At 48.6% G+C, this 24,602-nt stretch carries 25 protein-coding genes; 17 read left to right on the top strand and 8 right to left on the bottom strand.

From position 1 onward, the window contains the following. Positions 1 to 21: 21 nt before the first annotated feature. The gene (locus tag JNUCC22_RS01415) at positions 22 to 405 is read right to left on the bottom strand and encodes a DUF2512 family protein (protein ID WP_003156684.1); all 384 of its coding nucleotides are present in this window, start codon (positions 403 to 405) and stop codon (positions 22 to 24) included. Between the two features lie 153 nt (positions 406 to 558). On the opposite strand from JNUCC22_RS01415, the gene JNUCC22_RS01420 reads away from it, so the two are divergent. The 4 genes from JNUCC22_RS01420 to tatC all read left to right on the top strand — a co-directional run bounded on the left by JNUCC22_RS01420 (position 559) and on the right by tatC (position 3,999). Then, a complete protein-coding gene (locus tag JNUCC22_RS01420) occupies positions 559 to 987 on the top strand; it encodes a cell wall hydrolase (protein ID WP_011996267.1) in 429 nt (142 codons plus the stop codon). A 263-nt stretch (positions 988 to 1,250) separates the two neighbouring features. Then, positions 1,251 to 3,002 (top strand): alkaline phosphatase D family protein, encoded by a 1,752-nt coding sequence (locus tag JNUCC22_RS01425; RefSeq protein WP_150940973.1) that lies wholly within the window; start codon positions 1,251 to 1,253, stop codon positions 3,000 to 3,002. 12 nt (positions 3,003 to 3,014) lie between these two features. Continuing rightward, a complete protein-coding gene (locus tag JNUCC22_RS01430; RefSeq protein ID WP_003156681.1) occupies positions 3,015 to 3,212 on the top strand; it encodes a twin-arginine translocase TatA/TatE family subunit in 198 nt (65 codons plus the stop codon). Between the two features lie 61 nt (positions 3,213 to 3,273). Continuing rightward, the gene (tatC, locus tag JNUCC22_RS01435) at positions 3,274 to 3,999 is read left to right on the top strand and encodes a twin-arginine translocase subunit TatC (RefSeq protein ID WP_007409026.1); all 726 of its coding nucleotides are present in this window, start codon (positions 3,274 to 3,276) and stop codon (positions 3,997 to 3,999) included. Here tatC and pcp read toward each other — a convergent pair. Beyond that, positions 3,996 to 4,643, bottom strand: a complete 648-nt coding sequence (gene pcp, locus JNUCC22_RS01440) for a pyroglutamyl-peptidase I (RefSeq protein WP_072588762.1) — start codon at positions 4,641 to 4,643, stop codon at positions 3,996 to 3,998. The genes tatC and pcp overlap by 4 nt on opposite strands. A gap of 71 nt (positions 4,644 to 4,714) precedes the next feature. Between pcp and JNUCC22_RS01445 the strand changes: the two genes are divergently transcribed. Then, positions 4,715 to 5,842, top strand: coding sequence for an aminotransferase class V-fold PLP-dependent enzyme (locus JNUCC22_RS01445; protein ID WP_047935164.1), 1,128 nt, complete (start codon positions 4,715 to 4,717; stop codon positions 5,840 to 5,842). Positions 5,843 to 5,877: 35 nt separating this feature from the next. On the opposite strand, the gene lmr(B) is transcribed toward JNUCC22_RS01445, so the two are convergent. After that, entirely contained in the window at positions 5,878 to 7,317 is a 1,440-nt protein-coding gene (gene lmr(B), locus JNUCC22_RS01450; protein ID WP_072588763.1) for a lincomycin efflux MFS transporter Lmr(B), read from the bottom strand. 37 nt (positions 7,318 to 7,354) lie between these two features. Continuing rightward, positions 7,355 to 7,921, bottom strand: a complete 567-nt coding sequence (locus JNUCC22_RS01455; RefSeq protein ID WP_007409030.1) for a transcriptional regulator LmrA — start codon at positions 7,919 to 7,921, stop codon at positions 7,355 to 7,357. A gap of 177 nt (positions 7,922 to 8,098) precedes the next feature. Between JNUCC22_RS01455 and JNUCC22_RS01460 the strand changes: the two genes are divergently transcribed. The 4 genes from JNUCC22_RS01460 (at position 8,099) to JNUCC22_RS01475 (ending at position 12,324) form a co-directional block, all read left to right on the top strand. Beyond that, positions 8,099 to 9,214 carry a type II asparaginase gene (locus tag JNUCC22_RS01460; protein WP_020955272.1) on the top strand — a complete coding sequence of 372 codons (1,116 nt, stop codon included), beginning with the start codon at positions 8,099 to 8,101 and terminating at the stop codon, positions 9,212 to 9,214. 195 nt (positions 9,215 to 9,409) lie between these two features. Then, positions 9,410 to 10,054 carry a lipase EstA gene (locus tag JNUCC22_RS01465; protein ID WP_007409033.1) on the top strand — a complete coding sequence of 215 codons (645 nt, stop codon included), beginning with the start codon at positions 9,410 to 9,412 and terminating at the stop codon, positions 10,052 to 10,054. Positions 10,055 to 10,190: 136 nt separating this feature from the next. Continuing rightward, positions 10,191 to 11,261, top strand: a complete 1,071-nt coding sequence (locus JNUCC22_RS01470; protein ID WP_007409034.1) for a helix-turn-helix domain-containing protein — start codon at positions 10,191 to 10,193, stop codon at positions 11,259 to 11,261. A gap of 130 nt (positions 11,262 to 11,391) precedes the next feature. Then, positions 11,392 to 12,324 (top strand): aldo/keto reductase, encoded by a 933-nt coding sequence (locus tag JNUCC22_RS01475; protein WP_025284185.1) that lies wholly within the window; start codon positions 11,392 to 11,394, stop codon positions 12,322 to 12,324. A gap of 43 nt (positions 12,325 to 12,367) precedes the next feature. Here JNUCC22_RS01475 and JNUCC22_RS01480 read toward each other — a convergent pair whose 3' ends face one another. Continuing rightward, a complete protein-coding gene (locus JNUCC22_RS01480) occupies positions 12,368 to 13,363 on the bottom strand; it encodes a DUF5105 domain-containing protein (RefSeq protein ID WP_015416740.1) in 996 nt (331 codons plus the stop codon). A gap of 126 nt (positions 13,364 to 13,489) precedes the next feature. Here JNUCC22_RS01480 and JNUCC22_RS01485 point away from each other — a divergent pair, with 126 nt between their 5' ends. Then, positions 13,490 to 14,890, top strand: coding sequence for a YcdB/YcdC domain-containing protein (locus JNUCC22_RS01485; RefSeq protein ID WP_072588764.1), 1,401 nt, complete (start codon positions 13,490 to 13,492; stop codon positions 14,888 to 14,890). A 200-nt stretch (positions 14,891 to 15,090) separates the two neighbouring features. Next, the gene (locus tag JNUCC22_RS01490) at positions 15,091 to 16,449 is read left to right on the top strand and encodes a YcdB/YcdC domain-containing protein (RefSeq protein ID WP_072588765.1); all 1,359 of its coding nucleotides are present in this window, start codon (positions 15,091 to 15,093) and stop codon (positions 16,447 to 16,449) included. On the opposite strand, the gene JNUCC22_RS01495 is transcribed toward JNUCC22_RS01490, so the two are convergent. After that, positions 16,446 to 16,949 carry a peptidoglycan L-alanyl-D-glutamate endopeptidase CwlK gene (locus tag JNUCC22_RS01495; RefSeq protein ID WP_011996280.1) on the bottom strand — a complete coding sequence of 168 codons (504 nt, stop codon included), beginning with the start codon at positions 16,947 to 16,949 and terminating at the stop codon, positions 16,446 to 16,448. The genes JNUCC22_RS01490 and JNUCC22_RS01495 overlap by 4 nt on opposite strands. A gap of 109 nt (positions 16,950 to 17,058) precedes the next feature. Here JNUCC22_RS01495 and JNUCC22_RS01500 point away from each other — a divergent pair, with 109 nt between their 5' ends. The 3 genes from JNUCC22_RS01500 to JNUCC22_RS01510 all read left to right on the top strand — a co-directional run bounded on the left by JNUCC22_RS01500 (position 17,059) and on the right by JNUCC22_RS01510 (position 20,837). Continuing rightward, positions 17,059 to 18,180: a response regulator aspartate phosphatase gene (locus tag JNUCC22_RS01500; protein ID WP_007409040.1), complete on the top strand. Its 1,122-nt coding sequence runs from the start codon at positions 17,059 to 17,061 to the stop codon at positions 18,178 to 18,180. 115 nt (positions 18,181 to 18,295) lie between these two features. After that, a complete protein-coding gene (locus tag JNUCC22_RS01505; protein WP_015388737.1) occupies positions 18,296 to 19,075 on the top strand; it encodes a glucose 1-dehydrogenase in 780 nt (259 codons plus the stop codon). Between the two features lie 82 nt (positions 19,076 to 19,157). Next, positions 19,158 to 20,837 (top strand): glycoside hydrolase family 13 protein, encoded by a 1,680-nt coding sequence (locus JNUCC22_RS01510; protein WP_072588766.1) that lies wholly within the window; start codon positions 19,158 to 19,160, stop codon positions 20,835 to 20,837. On the opposite strand, the gene JNUCC22_RS01515 is transcribed toward JNUCC22_RS01510, so the two are convergent. Together JNUCC22_RS01515 and JNUCC22_RS01520 are read right to left on the bottom strand one after the other, a co-directional pair. After that, the gene (locus tag JNUCC22_RS01515; RefSeq protein ID WP_014304289.1) at positions 20,822 to 21,316 is read right to left on the bottom strand and encodes a DUF4188 domain-containing protein; all 495 of its coding nucleotides are present in this window, start codon (positions 21,314 to 21,316) and stop codon (positions 20,822 to 20,824) included. The genes JNUCC22_RS01510 and JNUCC22_RS01515 overlap by 16 nt on opposite strands. After that, complete coding sequence (locus JNUCC22_RS01520) at positions 21,317 to 21,862, bottom strand: PadR family transcriptional regulator (protein WP_052587095.1); 546 nt, start codon at positions 21,860 to 21,862, stop codon at positions 21,317 to 21,319. Between the two features lie 204 nt (positions 21,863 to 22,066). Here JNUCC22_RS01520 and JNUCC22_RS01525 point away from each other — a divergent pair, with 204 nt between their 5' ends. Genes JNUCC22_RS01525 through JNUCC22_RS01535 form a run of 3 tightly spaced genes read left to right on the top strand, consistent with a single transcriptional unit; the run spans position 22,067 to position 24,573 of the window. Then, positions 22,067 to 23,026 carry a metal ABC transporter substrate-binding protein gene (locus tag JNUCC22_RS01525; RefSeq protein WP_003156656.1) on the top strand — a complete coding sequence of 320 codons (960 nt, stop codon included), beginning with the start codon at positions 22,067 to 22,069 and terminating at the stop codon, positions 23,024 to 23,026. 54 nt (positions 23,027 to 23,080) lie between these two features. After that, the gene (locus tag JNUCC22_RS01530) at positions 23,081 to 23,776 is read left to right on the top strand and encodes a metal ABC transporter ATP-binding protein (protein WP_003156655.1); all 696 of its coding nucleotides are present in this window, start codon (positions 23,081 to 23,083) and stop codon (positions 23,774 to 23,776) included. Beyond that, complete coding sequence (locus JNUCC22_RS01535; protein WP_072588767.1) at positions 23,734 to 24,573, top strand: metal ABC transporter permease; 840 nt, start codon at positions 23,734 to 23,736, stop codon at positions 24,571 to 24,573. Before JNUCC22_RS01530 ends, JNUCC22_RS01535 begins: the two co-directional genes overlap by 43 nt. The last annotated feature ends 29 nt before the right edge of the window (positions 24,574 to 24,602 follow it).

Below are 24,602 nucleotides of genomic sequence, written 5' to 3' on the forward strand. Positions count from 1 at the left end.
TTTTATCCGGCCTTTTTTACGTTATTCGGACCGGGGTTCTAAAAAACGGGACCCGCCCAAGTCTTTTCTCATCAGATAGATATGGAAAAAATATTCTCCGACGGCGATGATGACGGCGGAAATAAGAGCGGCAAACGCCAGTCTTCCTCCGGAAATGCCCATGGACAGCGGCATTCCCATCAGCCAGACAACAAGAAACGCGATTCCGAAATCAGCGGACGCCGCCGTGATGTTATTCCATCTCGGCAGCACGTACAGGTCGCCCGTAAAGTAAGAAACGGCTCCCAGCACAATGGTCATCAGCAGCACGTCGCCGAATGTAAAGCGAAAACCTAAGCCGAGTATCAGATACAGAATAATGATGGTCATAATGCCTTTGATGGCAAGCGCTTTAATGTGTTCCATGCGAATTCCTCCTTATGGAAATCATGTTAGTATGTTTCCTCATAACGTGAAATATAAACCTCTTTTTCGTGAACATTTGTTTTCTGGCTTTTGTCTGTCATCACTGGGCCGCGGCTGAATATGATGAAGGGAGAAAATACGGGAGGTGTCATGATGGCAGTCGTAAAAGCGTCGAGCGCCGATCTGGATCTAATGGCAAGGCTGCTCAGGGCGGAAGCGGAAGGCGAAGGGAAGCAGGGAATGCTTTTGGTCGGCAATGTGGGAATCAATCGGGTGCGGGCGAATTGTTCTGATTTTAAAGGTCTGCGCACCATCAGGCAGATGGTGTTTCAGCCGCACGCGTTTGAAGCGGTGACTCACGGATATTTTTACCAGAGACCGCGCGAATCAGAGCGGAGGCTTGCCCGCCGGACGATTAACGGAGAGCGGTTTTGGCCGGCTAAGTTCAGCCTGTGGTATTTTAAGCCGCCGGGAAACTGCCCGCCGACTTGGTATGATCAGCCGTTTGTCGCCAGATTCAAATCCCACTGCTTCTATCAGCCGACAGGTGAAACGTGCGAAAACGTGTACAATACATTTTAATCCCGGGCGCACCGTTCTTAGAATGAACGGTGTTTTTTTAATTTTTTGTGAAGAAAAATAGGAAAAAAGTGTGCTTGACGGATGACAAGCCAAAAAGAAACAGAGGGGGTTTTCTCCCGGCGGGGCAAGGTTTGTCGAAACAATGTGAAAAATGTCTCCCGCCGTCCATTTTTCAGCCTTACAAACCCTTCACACTTCTTCATAGCGGTTTAACATTTCTTTTTTATAATAAGGGCGATCAATGAGACGAAAGGGGAACTGACATGACACATGACGGCCGTTTAGATGAATGGATCAAGGAATTGGAGAACAAAAGCTTTCAGAACAATACGTTTGACCGCCGCGCATTTATACAGGGCGCCGGGAAAATCGCCGGTCTTTCCCTCGGGTTAGCGATCGCGCAATCCATCGGCGCGTTTGAAGTGAATGCAGCTCCGAAATTTTCAAACTATCCGTTCACCCTCGGCGTAGCCTCCGGCGACCCGCTGTCTGACAGCGTCATTCTCTGGACGCGTCTTGCCCCTGACCCGCTGAATGGGGGCGGCATGCCGAAGCAGGCCGTGCCGGTAAAATGGGAAATCGCCGCTGATGAACATTTCCGTCACATCGTCAAACGCGGAACGGAAATGGCCAAGCCGAATCTCGGACACTCCGTCCATGTCGAGGCGGACGGGCTCAAGCCCAATAAAGTGTACTATTACCGGTTTAAAAGCGGGCATGAGCTCAGTCCCGTCGGCCGGACGAAAACGCTGCCCGCTCCCGGCGCTGACGTATCCGCCATGACGTTTGCATTTGCCTCATGCCAGCAGTATGAACACGGCTATTATACGGCGTATAAACATATGGCGAGGGAAAAGCTTGATCTCGTGTTCCATCTCGGAGATTACATTTATGAATACGGACCGAACGAATATGTGTCAAAAACGGGAAATGTCAGGACGCACAGCAGCGCTGAAGTGTATACACTGTCAGATTACCGCAACCGTCATGCTCAATACCGCTCTGATGCCAATCTGAAAGCCGCCCACGCCGCATTTCCGTGGGTCGTGACGTGGGACGATCATGAGGTGGAAAACAATTATGCCAATATTATCCCTGAAAAAGGCCAATCCGTTGAAGCGTTTGTGCTCAGGAGGGCCGCAGCTTACCAGGCTTATTATGAACACATGCCGCTCAGGCGCATGTCATTGCCGAACGGTCCTGATATGCGGCTGTACAGGCAATTTTCTTATGGCAATTTGGCATCGTTCAATGTGCTTGATACAAGACAGTACAGAGATGATCAGGCCAACGGCGACGGGAATAAGCCCCCTTCTGATGAGTGGAGAGACCCGAAACGCACATTGATGGGGACAGAGCAGGAGCAATGGCTGTTCGAAAATTTAGCCGCATCAAAAGCAAAGTGGAATGTGCTGGCGCAGCAAATCTTTTTCGCGCAATGGAATTTCGGAACAACCGCCAATCCGATATTCAGTATGGATTCATGGGACGGCTACCCGGCACAGCGGGAGCGGGTCATCAATTTTATAAAAAGCAAAAACCTGAACAATGTCATCGTGCTGACGGGTGATGTTCACGCAAGCTGGGCGTCAAACCTGCATACCGATTTTAATCAAACGAATTCAAAGATTTTCGGAGCCGAATTCGTCGGGACCTCCATTACATCTGGAGGAAACGGGGCGGATAAACGGGCCGATACGGATCAGATCTTAAAACAAAACCCGCATATTAAGTTTTTCAACGATTACCGCGGCTATGTCCGCTGTACGGTGACCCCTGCCCAATGGAGAGCGGATTACAGAGTGGTGCCGTACGTGACGGAGCCGGGGGCTGAGGTATCCACGCGGGCTTCATTCATTTATCAGAAAGACCAGACGGGGATTCGGAAGGTTTCTCAAGCGGCGGTTGCAGGCGGTTTAAAGCAGTCAAACGAGGTGGAAGAGGATCGTTTCTTCGCCCATAACAATGCGCATGAAAAGCAAATGAGAAAGAAACGGGCCAAAATCTCACAATAAGGAGGCACACTCATGTTTTCAAATATCGGCATTCCCGGGTTGATCCTGATTTTCGTCATCGCTCTCATCATTTTCGGACCTTCAAAGCTTCCGGAAATCGGCCGTGCCGCCGGCCGCACGCTGCTTGAATTTAAAAGCGCCGCAAAAACACTGGTCTCAAATGAAGAGCCGGACAAGCAGACGGCTGAGAAAGACAAAACGGCAGGCTGAATCCTGACATGGGGGCAGACGAATCCGCTTCTGCCTCTTTCTCTATAAGGAGGATGTACGATTGGATAAAAAAGAAACCCACTTGATCGGGCATTTAGAGGAAGTCCGGCAGCGTCTCATTAAAACCGTTATCGCCTTTCTCGTGTTTTTTATCGGCGCCTGCTGGTTTGTGCAGGATATTTATGACTGGCTGATCAAGGATTTGGATGGCAGGCTGGCCGTTTTAGGGCCGAGCGAGATTTTATGGGTATATATGATGATTGCGGGAATATGCGCCCTTACGGCAACGATTCCGGTTGCCGCTTTTCAGCTCTGGCGTTTTACGGCGCCGGCTTTGACCCCGTTTGAACGCCGCGCCGCTTTGCTTTACATTCCGGGGCTTTCGGTTTTGTTTATTATCGGAATTTCCTTCGGGTATTTTGTGCTGTTTCCGATTGTGCTCGGCTTTTTAACACAATTATCCGCCGGCCATTTTGACATGGTATTTACGGCGGACAAGTATTTTACCTTTATGCTGAATCTTACATTGCCGTTCGGATTTTTGTTTGAAATGCCTCTGGCCGTCATGTTTCTGACACGGCTCGGAATCGTGAATCCAACCCGGCTGGCAAAGGCGCGGAAGCTTTCGTATTTTGTGCTGATCGTCGTCTCGGTGCTGATTACGCCTCCGGATTTTATGTCTGACTTTCTCGTCATGATTCCGCTGCTCGTCCTCTATGAAATCAGTGTGACGCTGTCCCGCATCGTTTACCGGAAGAAATGGGCCGAGGCGCCGTCTGCAGCTTAGTGAAGTTCGCCTCCGCCGGTCTCAATATCGTCCTCATGCGCCGCGGCGGTCACCGCGGCGATTTTGAGCGCTTTTGTCACGAGATCCAGGCTGAGGCTCGGCGCAGACTTTTGCAAGGTTTGCTCCGGAATGTACGGGATGTGTATAAACCCGCCGCGGATGTGCGGATGATGGCGGCTGATTTCATCCATCAGCCCGTAAAAGAGGTGATTGCATACAAACGTCCCCGCCGTGTAGGATACAGCCGCGGGAATGTCTTTCTTTTTGATTTCCTCAACGATCCGCTTGATCGGAAGACCGGTCCAATAGGCCGCGGGACCGTCTTGAGAAATGTTTTCCCCGACAGGCTGGTTTCCTTCGTTATCCGGTATGCGCGCCTCATTGAGATTGATCGCGACCCGTTCCGGCGTGATCTGCATTCTGCCGCCTGCCTGTCCGACACAGATGATAATGTCAGGCTGATGCTTTTTGATCGCCTCGCGCAGCACGGCAAGAGACTTATAAAAAACGGTCGGCACTTGTTCAGATACGATAGAGGCGGGGCCCTCAGCGGCACCATTCAGCCGTTTGACCGCTTCCCATGAAGGATTGACCGTTTCCCCGCCGAAGGGGTCAAAGCCTGTCAGCAATACTTTTTTCTCCATATAAAACCCTCCTTTTCTTTTTACCATACTCTATAATGGACATATATTCCTGCCGAAGGGGGAAACACGTCTTGAATTCGCCTCTGGTGCAATACCGATCTTTATTTCCGGCGCTCCGCACACATACGATGCTCGCCAGCTGCTCTCAAAGCGCTCTTGCCCTGCCGGTTTCAAAAGCGATCAATGACTATCAGGAAAGCCTGCTTCAGCATGGCGGAAACTGGGAAGAAGCCATTGGACGAACGGAGCAGGCAAGGTGTGAATTTGCGAAATTGATCGGCGCCCATCCTGAAGAAATTGCCGTTTTACCTTCAGTAACGGCTGCTGTCTCTGCCGTCGTTTCCGCTTTACCTGATTGCCGAAAGAAACAGGCGGTGTATACGGAATTGGATTTTCCGGCGATCGCCCACATTTTGAAGGCACAGACTGAGATGGAGCTTTCAGTCGTGCCGTCTGAAGATGGAATGATCCCGTTAGAGCGGTATGAGACGTACATATCGGAACAGACGCTTTTCACCTGTGTGCCCCATGTGTCATATACGTCCGGTTTTGTCCAGGATATGAAGCGCATTGCCGAGATATCCGCAAAGAAGGGATCGCTTCTTTTTGTCGATGCTTATCAATCGGCGGGGCACATCCCGATTGATGTAAAAGAATGGGGAGTTGATATGCTGGCCGCGGGTGCGAGAAAGTATATGCTCGGCATACCGGGAACGGCGTTTCTTTATGTCAGAAAGGAACTTGCCGAACGGCTGAAGCCGAAAGTCACCGGGTGGTTCGGGCAGCAGCGGGCGTCGATGCTGGATTTAACCCGTTTTTCTTATGCGGACGGAGCCAAACGCTTTGAGACCGGAACCCCGGCATTTATCAGCATATATGCGGCACAGGCGGCTTTATCTCTAGTAAACGATGCCGGCACAGACCGCATTCACCGGGAAGTAAAAAAACTCAGCGCATTTGCGTATGAATACGCTTTTGAAAAAGGGTTGCACCTCACAGGGCCGCCGTCTGCCGATGACAGACCCGGCATGATTTCCATACGGGATGAAAAAGCGGCGGAAACGGCTGCGCTGTTGAGGCGGAAAAACATCGTATGCGCACCCAGCGGACAAATCATCCGGCTGGCGCCTCATTTCTATAACACGGCCGATGATCTGATCTATGCGATTGATGAACTGGCTGAAGCGCGCGGTATATAAAAAAACAGCAGACCCACGGGGAGCCTGCTGTTTTCTTATGAGTGATTCACTTTGACCCGTTTCATAAAGAAAGCGCTGATCAAGCCGATAACGGCGACAATCATCGCGAAGATAAAGGCGTGCTGGACGCCCGCAATCAGCGCGTGAGAGTATGCGGGAGGATCATTCGGGTTTTTCACGGTGCTCATATAATTCTTCTGCCCGGCTGCCATGATGCTGACCGCCACCGCAGTGCCGATTGCGCCGGCCATCTGCTGAAGCGTATTCATAATGGCCGTTCCGTCCGGATAAAATTCCGGCGGCAGCTGGTTTAAGCCGTTCGTTTGCGCCGGCATCATGATCATGGAAATGCCGATCATCAGGCATGTGTGGAGCACGACGATGAGAATGGCCGTTGAAGTGCCGGTAATGTTTGAGAAAAACCAAAGTACGGCGGCCGTGATGACAAACCCGGGAATGACAAGCCACTTCGGTCCGTATTTATCAAACAGGCGCCCCGTCACCGGAGACATAAAGCCGTTTAAAATACCGCCCGGCAGCAGGATGAGCCCGGACGTAAACGCCGTCAGCATCAGTCCGCTTTGTAAATACATAGGCAATAGGAGCATTGTTGATAAGATAACCATCATACAGATAAATACAATCACGACACCGAGAACAAACATCGGATAGCGGAAAGCGCGCAGATTCATCATCGGCTGCTTCATTGTCAGCTGCCTGATGGAAAATAAGATGAGCGCGATCGCACCGACAGTGAGCGAACCGATAACCGTCGGGCTTGACCAGCCGTCTGATCCTTCGCCCGCATTGCTGAATCCGAATACGATGCCGCCAAACCCGATCGTAGACAGAATAATGGAAAGCACGTCAATTTTCGGTTTTGTAATGTCAGACACGTTCTGCATGTAGGCGATGCCGAATAAAAGAGCCAACACAAGAAACGGCAGGGAAATCCAGAAAATCCAATGCCAGTTCAAATGCTCTAACACAAGCCCTGAAAATGTCGGACCGATCGCAGGAGCGAACATGATGACAAGCCCGATCGTCCCCATCGCCGCTCCGCGCTTATGCGGCGGGAAGATGACGAGGATCGTATTAAACATCAGCGGCAGCAGCAGCCCGGTTCCTAAAGCCTGCACGATTCTTGCCGCCAAAAGAAACGGAAAGCTCGGTGCAAGCGCTGCAATCAGCGTGCCGATAATGGAAAAAGCGAGTGAAACGATAAACAGCTGTCTCGTCGTAAACCATTGCAAAAGCAGACCCGATACCGGCACAAGAATACCGAGAACGAGCAGATAGCCCGTCGTCAGCCACTGGACAGTCGCAGGAGTGATATGCAACTCCTTCATCAGGTCGGTCAGGGCAATATTCAGCGCCGTTTCACTGAACATGCCGATAAATCCTGCCGTCAGTAAAGAAATCATGATCGGCATGACTTTATATTGTTTGGAAGGCTGAGCGTTTTCCAAAATCATTCTCCTCTCTTTTCTATACGTACATGTCTCTCGTATTTTATGTCTTCAGCAGGTTCGGGATTTGTTTAGAAATATGGAGGATCGGCATTTTGTCTTTTTTGGCTAAGGACACAATGATGCCGCCTTCTATCATGGCATTTAAAACAGTGCTGATTTCCGCCGCTTTCTCATCAGAAAAACCGGCTGATCTCAATTTGCCCGCGAACAGATTCTCCCATTCCTGATAAGCGCTTTGACAGGCCTGCTGGAGCTTTTCGCTCTTTAAAGCAGTCTCGGCAGCCAGTAAACCGACAGGAAACCCTTCAAAGTTTTCCGGACATGTGAATTGGCTTGATAAGTCCTGTAAAAACGCTTGAATGCTTTCCGCAGGATCAGGATGGGCATCAAGGCTTTCTTTTATTTTCATACGGATATAATGGCTCATTTCATTGACAGCCTCAATGGCGAGCTGCTCTTTGCCGTCCGGAAAATGATAGTAAAGAGAACCTTTCGGCGCACCGCTTTCTTTAATAATCTGATTCAGCCCCGTGCCGTAATACCCCTGAAGCTGAAACAGCCTGGTTGCCGCGGCGAGGATTTTTTCACGAGAATCTCCATAGCTCATAATGTTCCCACCTTACTGATTTTTGACAAATTTAAAATATAGTGACTGGTCTATTATCTTGATTTCACATGACGGTGTCAAGGTTTTTTAACGGTTATTTTCTTCGGGAGGTTGCCTGACAAGCGCGTTGACCGGTGAGAGGAAAATCTTCATAAATAAAGAAAAGGAGAGAAAAGAATGAAAAAACAATTCATGCCCTTCATTACATTTATCACGGCTCTGCTCTTCATCGCGGCCGGCTGCTCCCAATCTCCTCAAGCGAAAGAAACACCGCCCCGGATGGCAGCCGCAGCCTCAGCGAAAAAAGACGGACTTCCGAATGTTAAAATTCTTGCCACCGGCGGCACAATTGCAGGCGCTGCTCCTTCAAAGACGTCAGCTACGGAGTACACGGCGGGGGCAATCGGAGTTGATGCCCTGATTCAGGCCGTTCCGGAGATAAAAGAGGTCGCGCATGTGAGCGGAGAACAGGTTGTGAATATCGGCAGCCAGAATATGAATAACGAGACACTGCTGAAACTTGCAAAACGGGTAAACAAGCTGCTCAAGTCTGATGATACAGACGGCATTGTCATTACACATGGAACAGACACACTTGAGGAAACCGCCTACTTTCTCAATCTGACGGTCAAAAGTGACAAGCCCGTTGTTGTCGCCGGGTCAATGAGGCCGTCCACGGCGATCGGAGCAGACGGGCCGTCCAACTTATATAACGCTGTAAAAACAGCGGCTGCGCCTGATGCGAAAGGTAAGGGGACGCTTGTCGTATTAAATGACAGAATCGCTTCGGCGCGCTATGTGACAAAAACCAATACAACCGCGGCCGACACATTCAAATCGGAAGAAATGGGTTATATCGGAACAATTGCTGATGACATCTATTTTAATAACATCATGACCCGAAAGCATACGAAGGATACAGATTTCAAGATAGACAAACTTGATAAACTGCCGCAAGTCGATATTATATACGGCTATCAAAATGACGGAAGCTATCTCTTTGAAGCTGCCGTAAAATCAGGGGCGCAAGGCATTATTTTTGCAGGCCCGGGAAACGGCTCAATGTCTGATGCGGCGCATAAAGGCGCCGTAAAGTCGGTCAAAAGCGGGCTGGCGGTCGTCCGCTCCACAAGGACGGGAAACGGAACGGTAACACCTAATCGAGAGTATGAAAAAGACCATTTGACAGCTTCAAACTCTCTCAACCCTCAAAAAGCGCGGATTCTGCTGATGCTCGCGCTGACAAAAACGCATGACCCTAAGCGGATTCAAACCTATTTCAATGAGTACTAGGAGAAGAGAACCGGGTGTTCTCTCCTTTTTTTGTTTGCCGTATTAAAGTATAAGTGTGCTTTCGGGAAAGGGGCGTCTTTCTCATTTTTCCGCCTCTTTTTCAATTGTTGAAAACAGTAAAAAATACTCTATTTTTTCCTTTTCTTCTCTAATAAAATGAAAATTGCAAAAAATTACATAACAGGAGGAAAGTTCATGAAACAAATCAAAAGCAAAATCCTAGCGATCCTTACAGTCTGCATGCTCTCCGTCATTTCCGTATTTGCCTTCCAGCCGACCGTATCGAAAGCCTCCTCAGAGCATAACCCGGTTGTCATGGTCCACGGAATCGGCGGGGCGTCCTTTAACTTCGCGGGAATCAAAACGTACTTGGCATCCCAAGGCTGGTCAAGAAATGAGATGTACGCCATTGATTTTCTGGACAAAACCGGAAACAACAGACACAATGCACCGAGACTGTCCAATTACGTGAAAAAAGTGCTCAGCGAAACAGGTGCGAAAAAAGTCGATATCGTCGCGCACAGCATGGGCGGCGCCAACACGCTCTATTACATTAAAAATCTTGACGGCGGAGACAAAATCGCAAACGTCGTCACACTGGGCGGAGCGAACGGCCTTGTGACCAACCGGGCGCTTCCGGGGACTGATCCGAACCAAAAGATTTTATATACATCGATTTACAGCTCAGCGGACTTAATCGTCCTGAACCCGCTGTCACGGCTGATCGGCGGGAAAAACGTGCAGATTCACGGTGTCGGACACATCGGACTTTTGATGAACAGCCAAGTAAACGGGCTGATTAAAGAAGGTCTGAACGGCGGCGGACAAAATACAAATTAACAGTTTCAAAGCCCCGGAGAATGAGAATATCCCGGGGTCTTTTTTTCTTCCATATTCTTTTTTCGCCGTAAACCAAGCCCTCTGAAGTTATTTTTGTTAAAATAATAAAGTTATATCAGAATTCGGAGGGTTTATTGTGGGAAAAGTGAAAAGAAATGCCCCTTGCCCATGCGGCAGCGGGAAGAAATATAAAAAATGCTGCGGAAGCAAAGAAGCTGCCATTCCGGCAGACATCGCGGCAAAAGAAGCGAAACAGATTCAGGAAAGCCTAATGGAGTACGCCTTTACAGCACATAGAGACGGCATATCATCATTTATTAACCAGCACGCGTTCATTACGGAGCTGGACAGACAGACAAAAGACATCGGAGTCTTCAACCTCGGCATCTGGGGAATTTTCTTCCGTCCGCTGGCAGGCGGCAAGACGATTTTTGAAGAATATCTTCAGAAAAAAGCCGGCGGCATCAACCGCCCGAAAACACGGGAAATCGTTGAATCATGGAAAAGCATGACACCTGCCGTTATGGTGCTTGAAGATGTGAAAGAAGGAATGATTCACTTTGAAGATGTGATGACGAAAAAACAATTCAAAGTGGAAATGGACGTCAGCCAGCAGGATCTTCCGCCGGCGGGAAGCCTGATTCTCGGCTATCCGATCCACGAAGCGGAAAAAGCGGAGTTCTTCATGCAATTTACGATCTTCCCTGTGAAGCGGACCGAAGCTCTAATCAGCAAAGTGAAAAAGGCGGCTGCCCCGGCTCTTGCGGAAGGAAAATCGCCTGAGCGCTTTATGCAGGACAACTTCGACATTGTGCTGGCCGCTCTTTTAGGAACGGCGGAAGAGCCTGAGCAGGCTGCTGAAGAAAAACAGACAGAGTGGGCCAACGACATGGAAAAGGAAACGGCAGACGCTATTGAAAAAGGCCTGAGCGGGGATGAATACCCGGCTGAGCTGGTTCCGGCCGTAATTGATCTGTGGAAAACGTTCTGTATCAAAAAAACACCGACGATCAGAAAGCCTGAAGCTTTCGCGGCGGCGGTCGAATATTACGTAAACAGCATTTCTCTGAACGGCGCGTCCGTTTCTCAAGCCAAGCTGGCGAAGAAGTACGGCGTCAGCGCCTCAACGATTTCCAGCCGCTATAAGGAAATCGAGGGTGCTCTCACGGATGAAGCCGAACGCTTCGCCGCAGCTCTGACATCTTAATACACAGCCAAAAAAACCTTGAAGGGCAAACGCTTTTCAAGGTTTTTTCTGTAGATAGGCTCTCAGGCAGGATAATTCTTACCGTCTATCTAATACTAAACAGAGCGATAAAAGGAAGGGAGCCTGAGCCATGGATGAGACACGTACGCTGGGCAGGACGGATTTACGGGTAAAGCGTATCGGTTTTGGCGCAAATGCGGTCGGAGGACATAATCTGTTTCCGAATCTTAATGATGAAACGGGAAAAGAACTCATCCGCACAGCATTGGACGGCGGCGTCAATTTTATTGATACGGCGTTTATATACGGTTTGGGGCGTTCCGAAGAGTTAATCGGTGAAGTTGTCGCAGAGCGCGGCGTGCGGGACAGCCTCGTGATTGCGTCAAAAGGCGCGCATAAAGAAGTCAACGGACAAATCGAGCTGGACAACAGCCGTGAATTTCTCCGGAGTGAGGCGGAAAACAGCCTGAAGCGGCTGAAAACAGACGTGATTGATTTGTATTACGTCCACTTCCCTGACGGCAAAACACCGCTCTCCGAAGTGGCGGGCACGCTAAAAGAACTGAAGGACGAAGGGAAAATCAGAGCAATCGGCGCGTCCAATCTCAGCTTCCGGCAATTGCAGGAGTTTAACGCCGACGGCTATTTAGAGGTTTTTCAATCGGAATATTCACTGATTCAGCGTGAGGCGGAGCATGATCTGCTGCCTTATTGTGAAAAGAACGGCATTTCCTTTATTCCTTATTTTCCGCTTGCTTCCGGCTTGCTGACGGGAAAGTTTACAAAAGACACAGTCTTTGAGGACAGCCGAAAGAACAGGCCGCCGTTTCAGGGAGAAGCTTTTCACCAAAATCTGGAGCGAGTGGATAAGCTTCGGGCCGTTGCGGAGGAAAAAGGGGCGCAGACAGCGCATATCGCACTCGCATGGCTTCTGTCGCAGCCGGCGGTGGATGCGATCATTCCCGGAGCCAAACGCCCCGACCAGCTGAAACACAATCTGGACGCGCTTAATGTGCAGTTAACCGAGGATGAGGTTCAATATATCAGTGACATCTTTAAGTGAAAATAAAAAAAGGAAATAGCCTGCGCTATTTCCTTTCTTGTTGTCAGGACGTTTTCAAAAACGCTTCTGTCAATCCTTCCAGATCGGCGTCTGTATCCAGATACCACTGGCCGCGGGCGTTTTTCTTCATCTCGATTTCTCTTGTAACAGAAGAAGAAGCCGGTTTCAGGCGCATAAACTCTTCTGGATAGACAGAAAGCAGGTGGCTGACAATTTCGTTTTCATCAGCATCAGGGTGCTTTCCGGCATAGTCTTGCACGCGGTCTTGCAGCTGGCCCGCAAGCGGAGACATATCAAGCGGCGTCACTTTTGCTTCAAGGACGGCTTTTTTGCCTGACATGGATTTGGTATGCACCTTGAGCTCTGTGTTATCCCGAAGCGCTGATGACATGGCGTCAATAATAGCGGAAATGGCTTTTGAATCCGCCTGTTCTTGTGAAATGCCTGCAGAAGCGATAAAGCTGGCTTTCGCCGATTCCTGATATGCGGCGGCCGTCATTTTTTCATTTACACCGGTCAGGCGGGTGAAATCTTTATTGTGCTTGCCGTACAGCATCACATCAATGTATGCGGATAATGCGTCCGCTGGGTCAGGTTTTGCGTTGGAGGCTGTGCCTTTGACTTTCAGTTTATAAGATAAAGGCTTCGCGTCTTTTGCCTGCGGCTGATATACCAATTCATAGGATTTGCCTTCGTCAGCCGTGAAGTACAGATTGCCCGTCACTGTCTTACCCGCATGAAGCGTGCCGCTCTGCATCAAGTCTTCCTTATCGGCCTTGGCTGTTTTCGCGTCATCCTGATAAAGCGAGAAGTCGCTGCTTTTGACGGTAAGCGGGTCTTTGCCCGTATTTTTGACGGTGACCGTTACTTTCAGCGCGGCCGGATGTTCAGTATCGTCTGAAGCGGCCCATGCTGTCTCTTTTATTTTCACTTTCGCCGTGCTGCTTTCCTGGCCGCCGCTCGTTTCGCTGCTGCACGCGGCGGTAAATGCCGTGAGAAGCAGAATGAAAAACACGGCGCTCATTTTTTTGATGGACATCTGGTTTACCCCCTGTTGTTAATGATTAATTCGATAGTCATGAAGATGGACAGGTTAATTATACTAGTTTTGTATAAAAGAGTCTTGGTAATCATCAATCTTTTTGGAAGAAAAGGAAGTGTTATGATGAATAAAGAAGAATTGAAACAGCTGGCTCTCCGAATCGGAAACGTACCTGCCCGCTACGAGAGTAATGTGGAAGAATACCGGGAAGATGAGGTTCTGTTTTGGTGGGAAGATAAGAATGATCCGGAAGCCGGCATCATGGTCGAATTAGACCGGGACGGAAAACTGAAATACTTATCCCGTCCGGCTTTCCAGACTGATCTGCCGGCTCTTTCGGAATCGGACATAAAAAAACGGATGCGGGCGTTTTTAGAAACCCATCGTCCTGGGGCATTGGCTGAGTTCGAATTGGAAAACAGCGGCTCCGCCAATGATGGCGATGTGAGATATTCCTATGTTCAGATGGCTGACGGTCTGCCGCTTCCGCTGACCGGGTTTTACATCGACCTGGCTGTGACAGGGGAAGTAACCGGCTTTTCTTACCATGGGAAGGCCGATGATCTGTTAAGACCGGAGACAATTGCGGACAAGCGGGAAGCATTGGCTCACTTTGTCAAACATATTGAAGCAGAGCTGTTGTTCACCGTCCTGCATCAGTCCGTCTATGTGCAGGGGGATGACAAGCCCCATCTCGTCTATCAAATCGTGTCTCCGACGCGGCCGATATCGGCCGACCTGAAGGAAGAGAATGCAGAATTAGACGAATATGAAGAGCTGGAAGACGACACGCGGCCGTATGTCCCGATTTCGCGCCCTGCACCTGAAGCGGAAAAGATGAGCATCAATGACATGATCGGGCTGCACGACGGTTTTTATAAAGAGAGGGAAAGCGACCTTGGAGAGGGCCGTATCGGCATTGCCTGGCGTCCTGAAAAAACAAAATCCGCACGGGAAGATAAAAGCTTTGAAAGTCTGTTTAAAGAACGGAATGAACACGTATTGAAAACAATGCATGATAAAGAATCGGGCCGGCTCACCGGGGCGATGTCATTTATAAAGGTTGAAGGCGAACCGGTGTTTTCCGAGGAAGAATGCCATCACATGGCCATCCGCTTTTTATTCGCCATGTTTCCGGAAGCGGATCAGTATTTCCGGGTTCAATATGATGAGCCGGATGATGAAGGAGAAAACGTGGGACTTACATATAAGGCTTGTTCGGGCGGCGTTGATTTGCGATTCGGAGAGGGGAGAATCTGTGTCAGCAAAAAGACGGGTCTTGTCACTTTTTATATGCCGCCGGAAATTGATCCGAAAGAGCTCCAGGAAATCGATCCCGTTCCTTCATTGACAATGGAAGAGGCGAAAGACGCGATCCGCCGGGCCATCAAAGCCGAGCTCGCTTGGGATCGTTGTTACGATGACGACAGCTGCGGAAAAGTGTACAGGCTCGTATACAAGCCGGTTTTCCCGCTGTTTATTGAGGCTCATACAGGGGAAGCGATCACGAGTTTAATAGGCTGAAGGTCATGGGCGTTCGTCCCGGGGCTTTCGCGGGGAATGTGACATTTGTATGAAAAAGAGCCGCTCTGAATACGGCTCTTTTCCCTCTTTGCTAAAAATAGACACATAAAAGGCACTTTCTTCCCTTTAAAAGGATAAGGACGTTTTTATATAATAAAAAACAGTTCTTTTTTATACACTCTTCTGAAAGGATGACCCCATTGCTGAAAGAACATCTGAGAAAAAAAGCGCTGGAAATCGGGAACATACCGCCGGACTATGAGCTTGAAATAGAAGATTATGATGAAAAACAAAAAACGAAAGCCTATTATATATGGAAAGATCGTAACCAGCCGGATAAAACGGTCACGATTGAGCTGGGCGACGACGGATCTTTGCTTACCTATTCACGCAACGACTGTCCGAGTTCAGACATGCAGCTGTCAGACGCCGAATTAAAGCTGACGGCTCTTCGGTTTGCGGCGAGACACCGCCCGCTTACTTTTATGAATTTCATCTTTCAGGCGAGGGAAGAACGCAATGGGTGCATCCGATTTATCTATACAAAAAAAGTGCTCGGCCGGCCGCTTCCCGATTCAGGTTTTTTCGTTGATGTAAGCAGGAGCGGCTTCGTCGTGCAGTTTATCTATTACGGGGATAAGGGTGAAGCGCCCGTCCCGGAAACATTCGTCGATCGGGAAAAAGTCGTCTCGCATTATATGAGTGTGCTGACATTCAGTCTCGTCTATGATGTGGTCAATTTTGAGAAAATACCGCGTCTCGTCTATGAACCGATTCTGCCGGCTTACAGCTATCCGGCCGGTGAAGATGATATCGTGCCGGATCAGCAGCTTTGCGAAGACAGGAATGAGCCGGCAAAACCGCTTCCCGCGTTTGAACATAAACGGGAAATCAGCCTGGATGAATTAATGGGGTTTACCGCGGATATGGTTCAGACGCGCCGGCGCGATCTCGGGGATGAGATCGGAACGACATGGCGGAAAGGGTCGGTTCCGGAACGGAAAGATTTGAGTATCGAAAGCTATTTTGAAAGCAGCAACAAAAATACAATGAAGATGAAAACGGACAAAAAGACAGGGAAAATGACAGCCTTTAAATCTTTTATTGAGCATCAGGGCCCGGCCTTTTATTCTGCGGAAGAGTGTGAGGCCGTCGCGCTTCAATTTTTATACAAGCTTTATCCGAGAGCGGACGAGTTTTTTAAAATGAACCCGCTGAAAACGGACGGAAGGGGCAGGTTCCGCTTCCATTTTTCCATATGGCATCAGGATATTCCGCTGCGGTTCGGCGCTGCGAGAATACTTGTCAGTCCCGTAACGGGGCTTGTGGAAGCTTACATGGCGCCTGACATTGACCCGGAGCAGCTGGAGAAGATCAATCCGGTGCCGGCCGTTACTCCCGAAGAAGCAAAGGCCGTTTTTTTATCCGATTTCCATCTGCGGCTGGAGTGGCAGCGCGATTTTACGCCGTCCGGCAATGAAGGATATAAGCTTGTGTACAGGCCTGTCTATCCTCCGTACATTGATGCGCAAAAGCGAAAAAAGAAAAGGTTTTATTAGCCAGGGATCATTTGTAAATGAGGATAATCTTTAAAGCCTCTCCAATCGCCTCCCCAATCAAAACCGAGCGTTTTGGCAATCGATACGACCTCAAGCCAATCGGGCGTGCCGTTTCGGTTTCCGTCGTACGTCATATCCCAAATCAGGCTTCCATCCTTTTTTTGCAGGGCGAAGTCGATCGCAAGGCCGTAATTGTGGTAAGATTCCCCGCCTTTTGCGTAGGTGACGATATTTCCTTTTTTTGAACGTCCTTGACGGTACAATTCGTTTTGTTCCTCAATTGATCTGAAACCCTCTGTGATAACGACGGTGATGCCTTTTTTCAGAGCGGCCGTCTGCAATAGCTCCGCATTCTGTTTCACGAGCGGATGAAGAGCGCTTGGAATGGCTCTGTCTTGTAATGCCGTCTGCGGCCTCAATTCTTTCTGCACATAGGAAAAACATAGGTCTGCGGAAAAGAAGAGGATCAAAAGCAGCGCAATTCTGACTGGTCGTTTCATGGTGAATTCTCTCTTTCTTTAATTGATTAAAATCTTTGTTTGCTCACTGCCATAAATTTGCTATGATAAAATATAACATAATTAGTAGCCGGAGGAAGGAGGCAAATCTATGAAATCCAAGATTCCATCTGAAGAAGTGGCCGTAAAGATGAATGAATGGTATAAGCTGATCCGCGCGTTTGAAGCCGATCAAGCTGAAGCGCTGAAGCGGGAGATTCAATATGAACTCGAAGATATGGAAGAGAACCAGGATTTATTGTTGTATTTTTCATTGATGGAATTTCGGCACCGCATCATGCTGGATAAATTAAAACCCATGAAAGACGGCGACTGCCAGCCTCCGTTCTCTGAAATGCTCACTGAGATTGAGATGAACCAGCAAAAGCTGACCGGCTTACTGGAATATTATTTTTACTATTTCAGGGGAATGTATGAATTTAAGCAGAAAAACTTCATCTCAGCGATTTCTCATTATAAGCGGGCTGAGGAAAAGCTTGAATATGTGGAAGATGACATAGAGAAAGCCGAGTTTCTGTATAAAATTTCTGAGGTGTACTATCATATCAAGCAGACTTTCTTTTCGATGAATTACGCGGGGCAGGCGCTTGATATTTACAAGAAATATGAATTATACGGAATGAGAAGGGTGCAGTGCAAATTTATCATTGCCGGAAATCTGATGGACGCCCAGCAGCATAAAAAAGCGCTGGAATACCTCGAATGCGCCTTGGAACACGCGGAGCGGCTTGATGATCAATATATGATTGCTGCGGCCTATTATAATATCGGGCACTGTATGTACAGTCTGGGTGACTTTTGCAAGGCGGCGGAGGATTTTGAACGGGCGGCTGCCGGATTTGAAGCACACAGCTTCCGGCAGGTCATCCAGGCTGTTTTTTCACTCACGCATATCTACTTTAAAACGGAAAAATACAGTGAAGCCGCCGCCAGCTGCGCGCGGGGCATGAGAAGTGCGGCGGAGTGGGAAGATGAGATCTATATGACAAAATTCCGTCTGATTAAAGAGCTTTATCAGGGGGAAGGCGGACAGGATTCGCTCAAAGAGTATTTTGACATCCTGGAATCAAAAGAGCTGTTGGCTGACACAGAGGAACTGCTTCAGGACGCGGCTCATTTCTTTCATAAACGGGAGAACTACAAAGCGGCATCTTATTTTTTCAGCAGGCTTGTCGGCGTGCAAAAAAGGCTGCAAATGAACAACTACGCATAATGAAAAAAAGAACGAGGGAGCTTCGGTTTCATCGTTCTTTTTATGATTCCTTTTGTTTTCAGCCGATTAAAACCGGGTACATGCTCTGTATTAACATCAGGGAGGAAATGAGACAATGTATCAGGATTTACAGGGAAAAACAGCGATTGTAACAGGTTCTTCGAAAGGAATCGGAAAAGCCATTGCCGAACGCTTCGGCAAGGAGCGGATGAATGTGGTTGTGAACTACCTCGGTGATTCCGCCGGAGCGGAAGAAGCGGCGGACATCATTGAGAAAGCGGGAGGCAGAGCCGTCACCGTAAAAGCCGATGTATCCTCAGAAGAAGGGATTCAGGCGCTGTTTAATGCCGCGCAGGAGCATTTCGGGGGCGTGGACGTGATGGTCAACAATTCCGGTTTTAACGGAGCCGAAGCGATGCCCCATGAAATGAGCCTGGAGGATTGGCAAAGGGTCATCGACGTCAACGTGACCGGCACCTTTTTGGGGGCGAAAGCGGCACTGAAACATATGCTCGAGCACGGCAAAAAAGGAACGGTCTTAAACATATCGAGCGTTCATCAGCAAATACCGCGTCCTGAAAACGTGCAGTACTCGGCATCCAAAGGCGGGATCAAAATGATGACGGAAACGATGGCGCTCAATTACGCAGACAAAGGCATCCGGGTGAATGCCATCGCTCCCGGCACGATCGCCACGGAGTCCAATAAGGATCTGGAAGATGAAACACATAAACAGGCCCAGCTGAAAAAAATTCCGATGAACGCCTTCGGAAAACCGGAAGAAGTCGCCGCGGCCGCCGCATGGATGGTGTCGGAAGAAGCGAGTTACGTAACCGGAACGACACTTTTCGTAGACGGAGGCATGACGCTTTATCCGTCCCAGCTGGAAAGATAAAAGAGGAGGGGAAACCTTCTCTTTTTTGTTTAGAGAAGGGTCATAAAGGAAATGGTTCTCTAAAAAACAGGAGGGCCGCAAGATGGCGAATGACTGGTGGAAAGACGCCGTTGTCTATCAAATCTATCCGCGAAGCTTCCAAGATACGAACGGCGACGGCATAGGCGACCTGCGGGGGATTATCGCGCGTCTCGATTATATAAAAGAGCTTGGCGCCGATGTGATATGGATCTGCCCGATTTACCCGTCGTCAAACGTCGATAACGGCTACGATGTGACGGATCATCAAGCGATTATGGAATCATACGGAACGATGGAGGACTTTCACGATCTGCTTACAGAATGCCGCAGCCGCGGATTAAAGCTTGTGATGGACTTCGTTTTAAATCATACATCCACGGAGCATCCTTGGTTCAAAGAGGCGGAAATGAATCCGGACAGCAAATACCGCGATTATTATATTTGGCGGCCGGGCACCGCGGAGGGCCCGCCGACCGATTGGGTGTCGGATTACGGACAATCCGTCTGGCAGTACGAAGAACATACGGGCGAATATTACCTGCATATGAACGCCGTTAAACAAGCCGATCTGAATTGGGAAAATCCCGAGGTTCGGCAATCAGTATACGAGATGATGAGATTTTGGCTCGATAAAGGCGTGGACGGATTGCGAATAGACCAGCTTCATCTTCTGTCAAAAAAAGAATACTTGCCGCCATATGAAGATTACATCGCCCGCCGGGCAGATCCGAAGCCTTTCCGGCCAAACGGAGCACGGATACATGATTACTTAAAAGAAATGACGAAAGAGGTATTTTCCAAATATGACGTGATGTCGGTCGGCGAGGCCGGATCAGTGACGCCTGAGGAGGGGCTGGTTTACACGGGAACCGATGAGCATGAACTGAATATGATTTTTCATTTTCAGCATATGGAGCTTGATCAAAAGCCGGGCCAAGAGCATTGGGATGTAAAACCGCTTGAGCTGTCCGATTTGAAGAAAGTGCTCACAGACTGGCAGGAAAAACTGGAACATCAAGGCTGGAATACGCTGTATTGGTGCAATCATGACCAGCCCCGGATCGTATCCCGCTTCGGAGACGAAGGCAAATACCGAAAGGCATCTGCCAAAATGCTTGCCGCCCTGCTTTATTTCATGAAAGGCACGACGTACATTTATCAGGGAGAAGAACTCGGCATGACAAACGCCCCGTTTGACAGAATAGAGGATTATCAAGATATTCAGACCGTCAATATGTATCATAAAAGGGTATTTGAAATGGGCCGCAACAGGGAAGAAGTCATGGCGTCCATTATGGCGAAAAGCCGGGACCATGCCCGTACACCGATGCAGTGGGACGGCAGCAAGAATGCCGGATTTACGGAGGGCGAACCGTGGCTGAAGGTCAATCCCAATTACAAAACCGTCAATGCGGCCGAGGCTCAGGATGATCCCGATTCTATATTGAACTTTTACAAAAAACTGATCCGCCTGCGAAAACAGTATGCTGATATCATAAAAGGCAGCTACACGCTGCTGTTTCCCGATGACCCGCAGCTGTTTGTGTATGAAAGACAGGCAAACGGACAAAAAATCATATCCATCAGCAACGTATCGAAAGAAGAAGCCGCCTTTTATTGGCCGGACGGCTCCGAATCTGAAAGGGCCGAGCTGCTTCTCAGCAACTATGAAAATAACGGCGGCGCGGAATCCCGCATCACGTTCCGCCCTTACGAAACAAGAGTTTATCTGCTTGCCTGATTCTGAGCGGCCTTCATCCGCTTAGCTGCTGTCCTCGTTTCTTTTGTAACGGGGGCGCTTCCTTTTGCTTTGGCGAGGCCGAATGCCGGCATATTGACATAGATGGATTCATAACCGCCGGCGGGAACTGTATATGTTTCATGGTATATACCGACCGCTTGAGATGCAGCAGCGCGCTGATAAAAATGCCGCCAAGCTTTCATATGTTTCTCTCCCCTGGCGTAAGAAATAAGGTCATCAAAAGAACGCCAATATTGGATCAGAGTAATACTTCGTAATGTCCAGGACATTTCCATAGAGAGGAAGCCAAGCTCCTTATTGGCATACAACTCTTTAATCATCGGCGTCATTGCCCGGACGATCGGAAGCCAGCGATATATAGAATGCCATTTGTTAATTCGAACACCGATAACAAAAACGACGGCTTCCTCATCAGAGCGGGCTGTTACCGGCGAAGCGGTGATCATCTGTTTTTTCATTTAAAGCTCAACTCCTTTTTTCAGTTTGCTGATGACGGCATCAGCCCACTCAATCGCGGCCGAAGTCACTCGTTTGCCGTAGTCAATGGTAAACAGCCTGTGCTCCATACCCTCCCGTTTTAAAAGAGACTGTTCGATTGTTTCATACAGTTCATATTTCATACGGAGCTGTTTTTTATAGAGCTCTATCATCCGGATATTTGAGGCAGTGTCTTGTTTATCGCTGAAAAAAAGTTTAAGCAGCAGTTCATTTTTTTCGGCCGCCGGCTGCTTGACCGGTTCGTTCAGCCAATCCTGCAGTGCGTCTTCTCCCTTTTGCGTGAGGTGATATTCTTTTTTGTCGGGACGGTCTTCTTGAACGGTTGTTGTCACTGTCAGCAATCCTTCTTCTGTAAGGCGTTTTAAATTAGGGTAAATCTGGCTGTAGCTGATGGTCCAAAAATGTTGCAGACTCCGATCCATCATTTGCTTTATCTCATAACCTGTATGACACCCTATTGTGATTAAACCGAGTAAGGCGTAATAAGTATCAGATCTCTTATTCAATCTTTCCACTCCTCCTTATATATCTAATTGATATATATCTATTGGATATAATAATAACGGAAATAGATATGCAGATCAATTCTTTTCAAAAATATCTTGCAAAACGTAATTACTTCGTTTTATTATGGTATAGGTAACAAATGAACGAGAAAGTACGCTTTGGAAATCGTCATCATTCTGATTTACAGAACAGGGGGAAACGGCTTGTTTAAAAAATGGAGCGGAATCATTGTCATTGCGGCATGCTTTTTAATTGCGGCGGGCTGTGGCAATTCATCTTCAAAAGGTTCGTCAGGTTCTTCGAAAAGCGGCAAACTGCACGTCGTGACGACCTTTTATCCTATGTACGAATTCACGAAACAAATTGTCAAAGACAAAGGCGATGTAGACATTCTCATCCCGTCTTCGGTCGAACCCCATGATTGGGAGCCGACGCCGAAGGATATCGCCGGCATTCAAAATGCCGATCTTTTCGTATACAACAGCGAATATATGGAGACATGGGTTCCTTCAGCGGAAAAAAGCATGAGCTCTGATCATGCGAAGTTTGTAAAGGCGTCGAAAGGAATTGACTTGCTCGAAGGTTCGGATGAAGAGGAAGAGGAACATGGACACGGCGGTCATGACCACAGCCGCAGCATGGACCCTCACGTGTGGCTCAGCCCGGTTCTTGCGCAAAAAGAGGTCAAAACCATTACGGCGCAGATCGTAAAACAGGACCCGAAGAATAAAGCATACTATGAGAAAAATAGTAAAGAATATATTGCAAAACTGCAGGATCTTGATAAACTATACCGTACAACATTAAATAAAGCGTCGAAAAAAGAATTGATCACACAGCACGCGGCATTCAGCTATCTCGCCAAAGAATACGGCTTAAAACAAGTCGCGATTGCAGGCCTTTCTCCTGAAGAAGAGCCGAGTGCGGCCAAACTGGCGGATCTCAAAACGTTTGCCAAAAAGCATGATGTGAAGATCATCTATTTTGAAGAAGTTGCATCGCCTAAAGTTGCAGATACACTTGCCGGTGAAATCGGCGCGAAAACGGAAGTGCTCAATACACTGGAAGGTTTAAGCCAAAAAGAACGGGATAAAGGCATCGGTTATATTGACATTATGGAGAAAAACCTTGATGCACTGAAAGATTCGCTATTGGTTAAATAACATAGTGTGCGCCGCGGGGTGCACACTATTTCTATGCGGGAAAGGAAGGTCAGCATGAATCTCGTTACATTACAGGATATTGTTTTTGGTTATTCGCATACACCGGTGCTTGACGGCGTGTCGCTGGAAATCAAAAGCGGCGAATTCGTCGGCATTACAGGACCGAACGGCGCGTCAAAATCGACGCTGATGAAAGTCATGCTCGGCATGCTCAGACCTTGGGAAGGAACGGCCGAGATCAGTAAAAAGAACGCAGCCGGAAAACGCCTGACAATCGGCTATGTTCCGCAGCAGATTTCTTCATTTAACGCAGGATTCCCAAGCACGGTTCTGGAGCTTGTGCAATCAGGCCGTTATACGAAAGGAAAATGGTTTAAACGATTGAACGAAACGGATCACCATGAGGTGGAAAACGCGCTGAAGATGGTGGAAATGTGGGATTTCCGCCACCGGAAAATCGGCGATTTATCCGGCGGACAGAAGCAGAAAATCTGCATTGCGAGAATGCTTGCGAGCAATCCGGATCTGCTGATGCTTGATGAGCCGACAACCGCGGTTGATTATGAAAGCAGACAGGGTTTCTACGAATTTATGCACCATCAGGTGAAAAATCACAACCGCACCGTCGTCATGGTGACACACGAACAAAACGAAGTACAGCAGTATCTGGATAAAGTTATACGGCTTGAGAGGGGGGAAAAAGGCGGATGGAAATGTTTGACTTGGAATTCATGCGACGAGCTTTTCTAGCGGGAAGCATGATCGGAATTATGGCGCCGATATTAGGCGTATATCTCGTGCTGAGAAGACAGGCGCTGATGGCGGATACGCTGTCTCATATTTCATTGTCGGGCGTGGCCATCGGTTTTTTTCTCAGTACCAATATTACGGCGGCGAGCATCGTTGTCGTCACGATCGGAGCGATCGGCATTGAATATATGCGGCGGGCGTACCGTACATATTCCGAGGTATCTATCGCAATCTTAATGGCGGCCGGGCTGTCGTTTGCGATGTTTCTGATCAGCCTGTCAAAAGGCGGCGCGTCGATGAGCATCGATCAATATTTATTTGGATCGCTTGTCACGGTCAGCCAGCAGCAAGTCTATATTATCGGCGTAATTACCCTGCTGATCCTGCTTTATTTCATTATATTAAACAGACCGCTCTATCTGCTTACCTTTGACGAGGCGACGGCGAAGACATCAGGCATTAACACAAACCTGCTGTCAATGTCATTCAGCATCGTGACGGGGCTGGCGATTTCGGTCATTATTCCGATTATCGGCGTGCTGCTCGTTTCCGCGCTCCTCGTACTGCCCGCGGCTTTTGCAATCCGTATCGCCAAAGGGTTTAAATGGGTGTTTGCGGCAGCCATTATTATTTCTCTTTTCAGTGTGTTCATGGGGCTGACGTCTTCGTACCAGCTCGGAACGCCTCCGGGGCCGTCAATCACTTTACTGTTAATCATTCTGCTTCTGCTCGGGTTTACGCTGCAGGGGATTTGGAATGCGTTTAAAAAAGGAAAAGAACGAAAAAACCGCCGTTAAGCGGTGCAGCAGTCTCATCTGCTGCTCCG

The organism is Bacillus sp. JNUCC-22 (assembly GCF_018861275.1).
Lineage (GTDB): Bacteria > Bacillota > Bacilli > Bacillales > Bacillaceae > Bacillus > Bacillus velezensis.

What these genes read in the sequence shown, in the direction of transcription:
- JNUCC22_RS01415 (WP_003156684.1), bottom strand. Translation starts at nt 405, where the DNA reads ATGGAACACATTAAAGCGCTTGCCATCAAAGGCATTATGACCATCATT.
- JNUCC22_RS01420 (WP_011996267.1), top strand. Translation starts at nt 559, where the DNA reads ATGGCAGTCGTAAAAGCGTCGAGCGCCGATCTGGATCTAATGGCAAGG.
- JNUCC22_RS01425 (WP_150940973.1), top strand. Translation starts at nt 1,251, where the DNA reads ATGACACATGACGGCCGTTTAGATGAATGGATCAAGGAATTGGAGAAC.
- JNUCC22_RS01430 (WP_003156681.1), top strand. Translation starts at nt 3,015, where the DNA reads ATGTTTTCAAATATCGGCATTCCCGGGTTGATCCTGATTTTCGTCATC.
- pcp (WP_072588762.1), bottom strand. Translation starts at nt 4,643, where the DNA reads ATGGAGAAAAAAGTATTGCTGACAGGCTTTGACCCCTTCGGCGGGGAA.
- JNUCC22_RS01455 (WP_007409030.1), bottom strand. Translation starts at nt 7,921, where the DNA reads ATGAGCTATGGAGATTCTCGTGAAAAAATCCTCGCCGCGGCAACCAGG.
- JNUCC22_RS01460 (WP_020955272.1), top strand. Translation starts at nt 8,099, where the DNA reads ATGAAAAAACAATTCATGCCCTTCATTACATTTATCACGGCTCTGCTC.
- JNUCC22_RS01465 (WP_007409033.1), top strand. Translation starts at nt 9,410, where the DNA reads ATGAAACAAATCAAAAGCAAAATCCTAGCGATCCTTACAGTCTGCATG.
- JNUCC22_RS01475 (WP_025284185.1), top strand. Translation starts at nt 11,392, where the DNA reads ATGGATGAGACACGTACGCTGGGCAGGACGGATTTACGGGTAAAGCGT.
- JNUCC22_RS01480 (WP_015416740.1), bottom strand. Translation starts at nt 13,363, where the DNA reads ATGTCCATCAAAAAAATGAGCGCCGTGTTTTTCATTCTGCTTCTCACG.
- JNUCC22_RS01485 (WP_072588764.1), top strand. Translation starts at nt 13,490, where the DNA reads ATGAATAAAGAAGAATTGAAACAGCTGGCTCTCCGAATCGGAAACGTA.
- JNUCC22_RS01495 (WP_011996280.1), bottom strand. Translation starts at nt 16,949, where the DNA reads ATGAAACGACCAGTCAGAATTGCGCTGCTTTTGATCCTCTTCTTTTCC.
- JNUCC22_RS01500 (WP_007409040.1), top strand. Translation starts at nt 17,059, where the DNA reads ATGAAATCCAAGATTCCATCTGAAGAAGTGGCCGTAAAGATGAATGAA.
- JNUCC22_RS01505 (WP_015388737.1), top strand. Translation starts at nt 18,296, where the DNA reads ATGTATCAGGATTTACAGGGAAAAACAGCGATTGTAACAGGTTCTTCG.
- JNUCC22_RS01510 (WP_072588766.1), top strand. Translation starts at nt 19,158, where the DNA reads ATGGCGAATGACTGGTGGAAAGACGCCGTTGTCTATCAAATCTATCCG.
- JNUCC22_RS01515 (WP_014304289.1), bottom strand. Translation starts at nt 21,316, where the DNA reads ATGAAAAAACAGATGATCACCGCTTCGCCGGTAACAGCCCGCTCTGAT.
- JNUCC22_RS01530 (WP_003156655.1), top strand. Translation starts at nt 23,081, where the DNA reads ATGAATCTCGTTACATTACAGGATATTGTTTTTGGTTATTCGCATACA.
- JNUCC22_RS01535 (WP_072588767.1), top strand. Translation starts at nt 23,734, where the DNA reads ATGGAAATGTTTGACTTGGAATTCATGCGACGAGCTTTTCTAGCGGGA.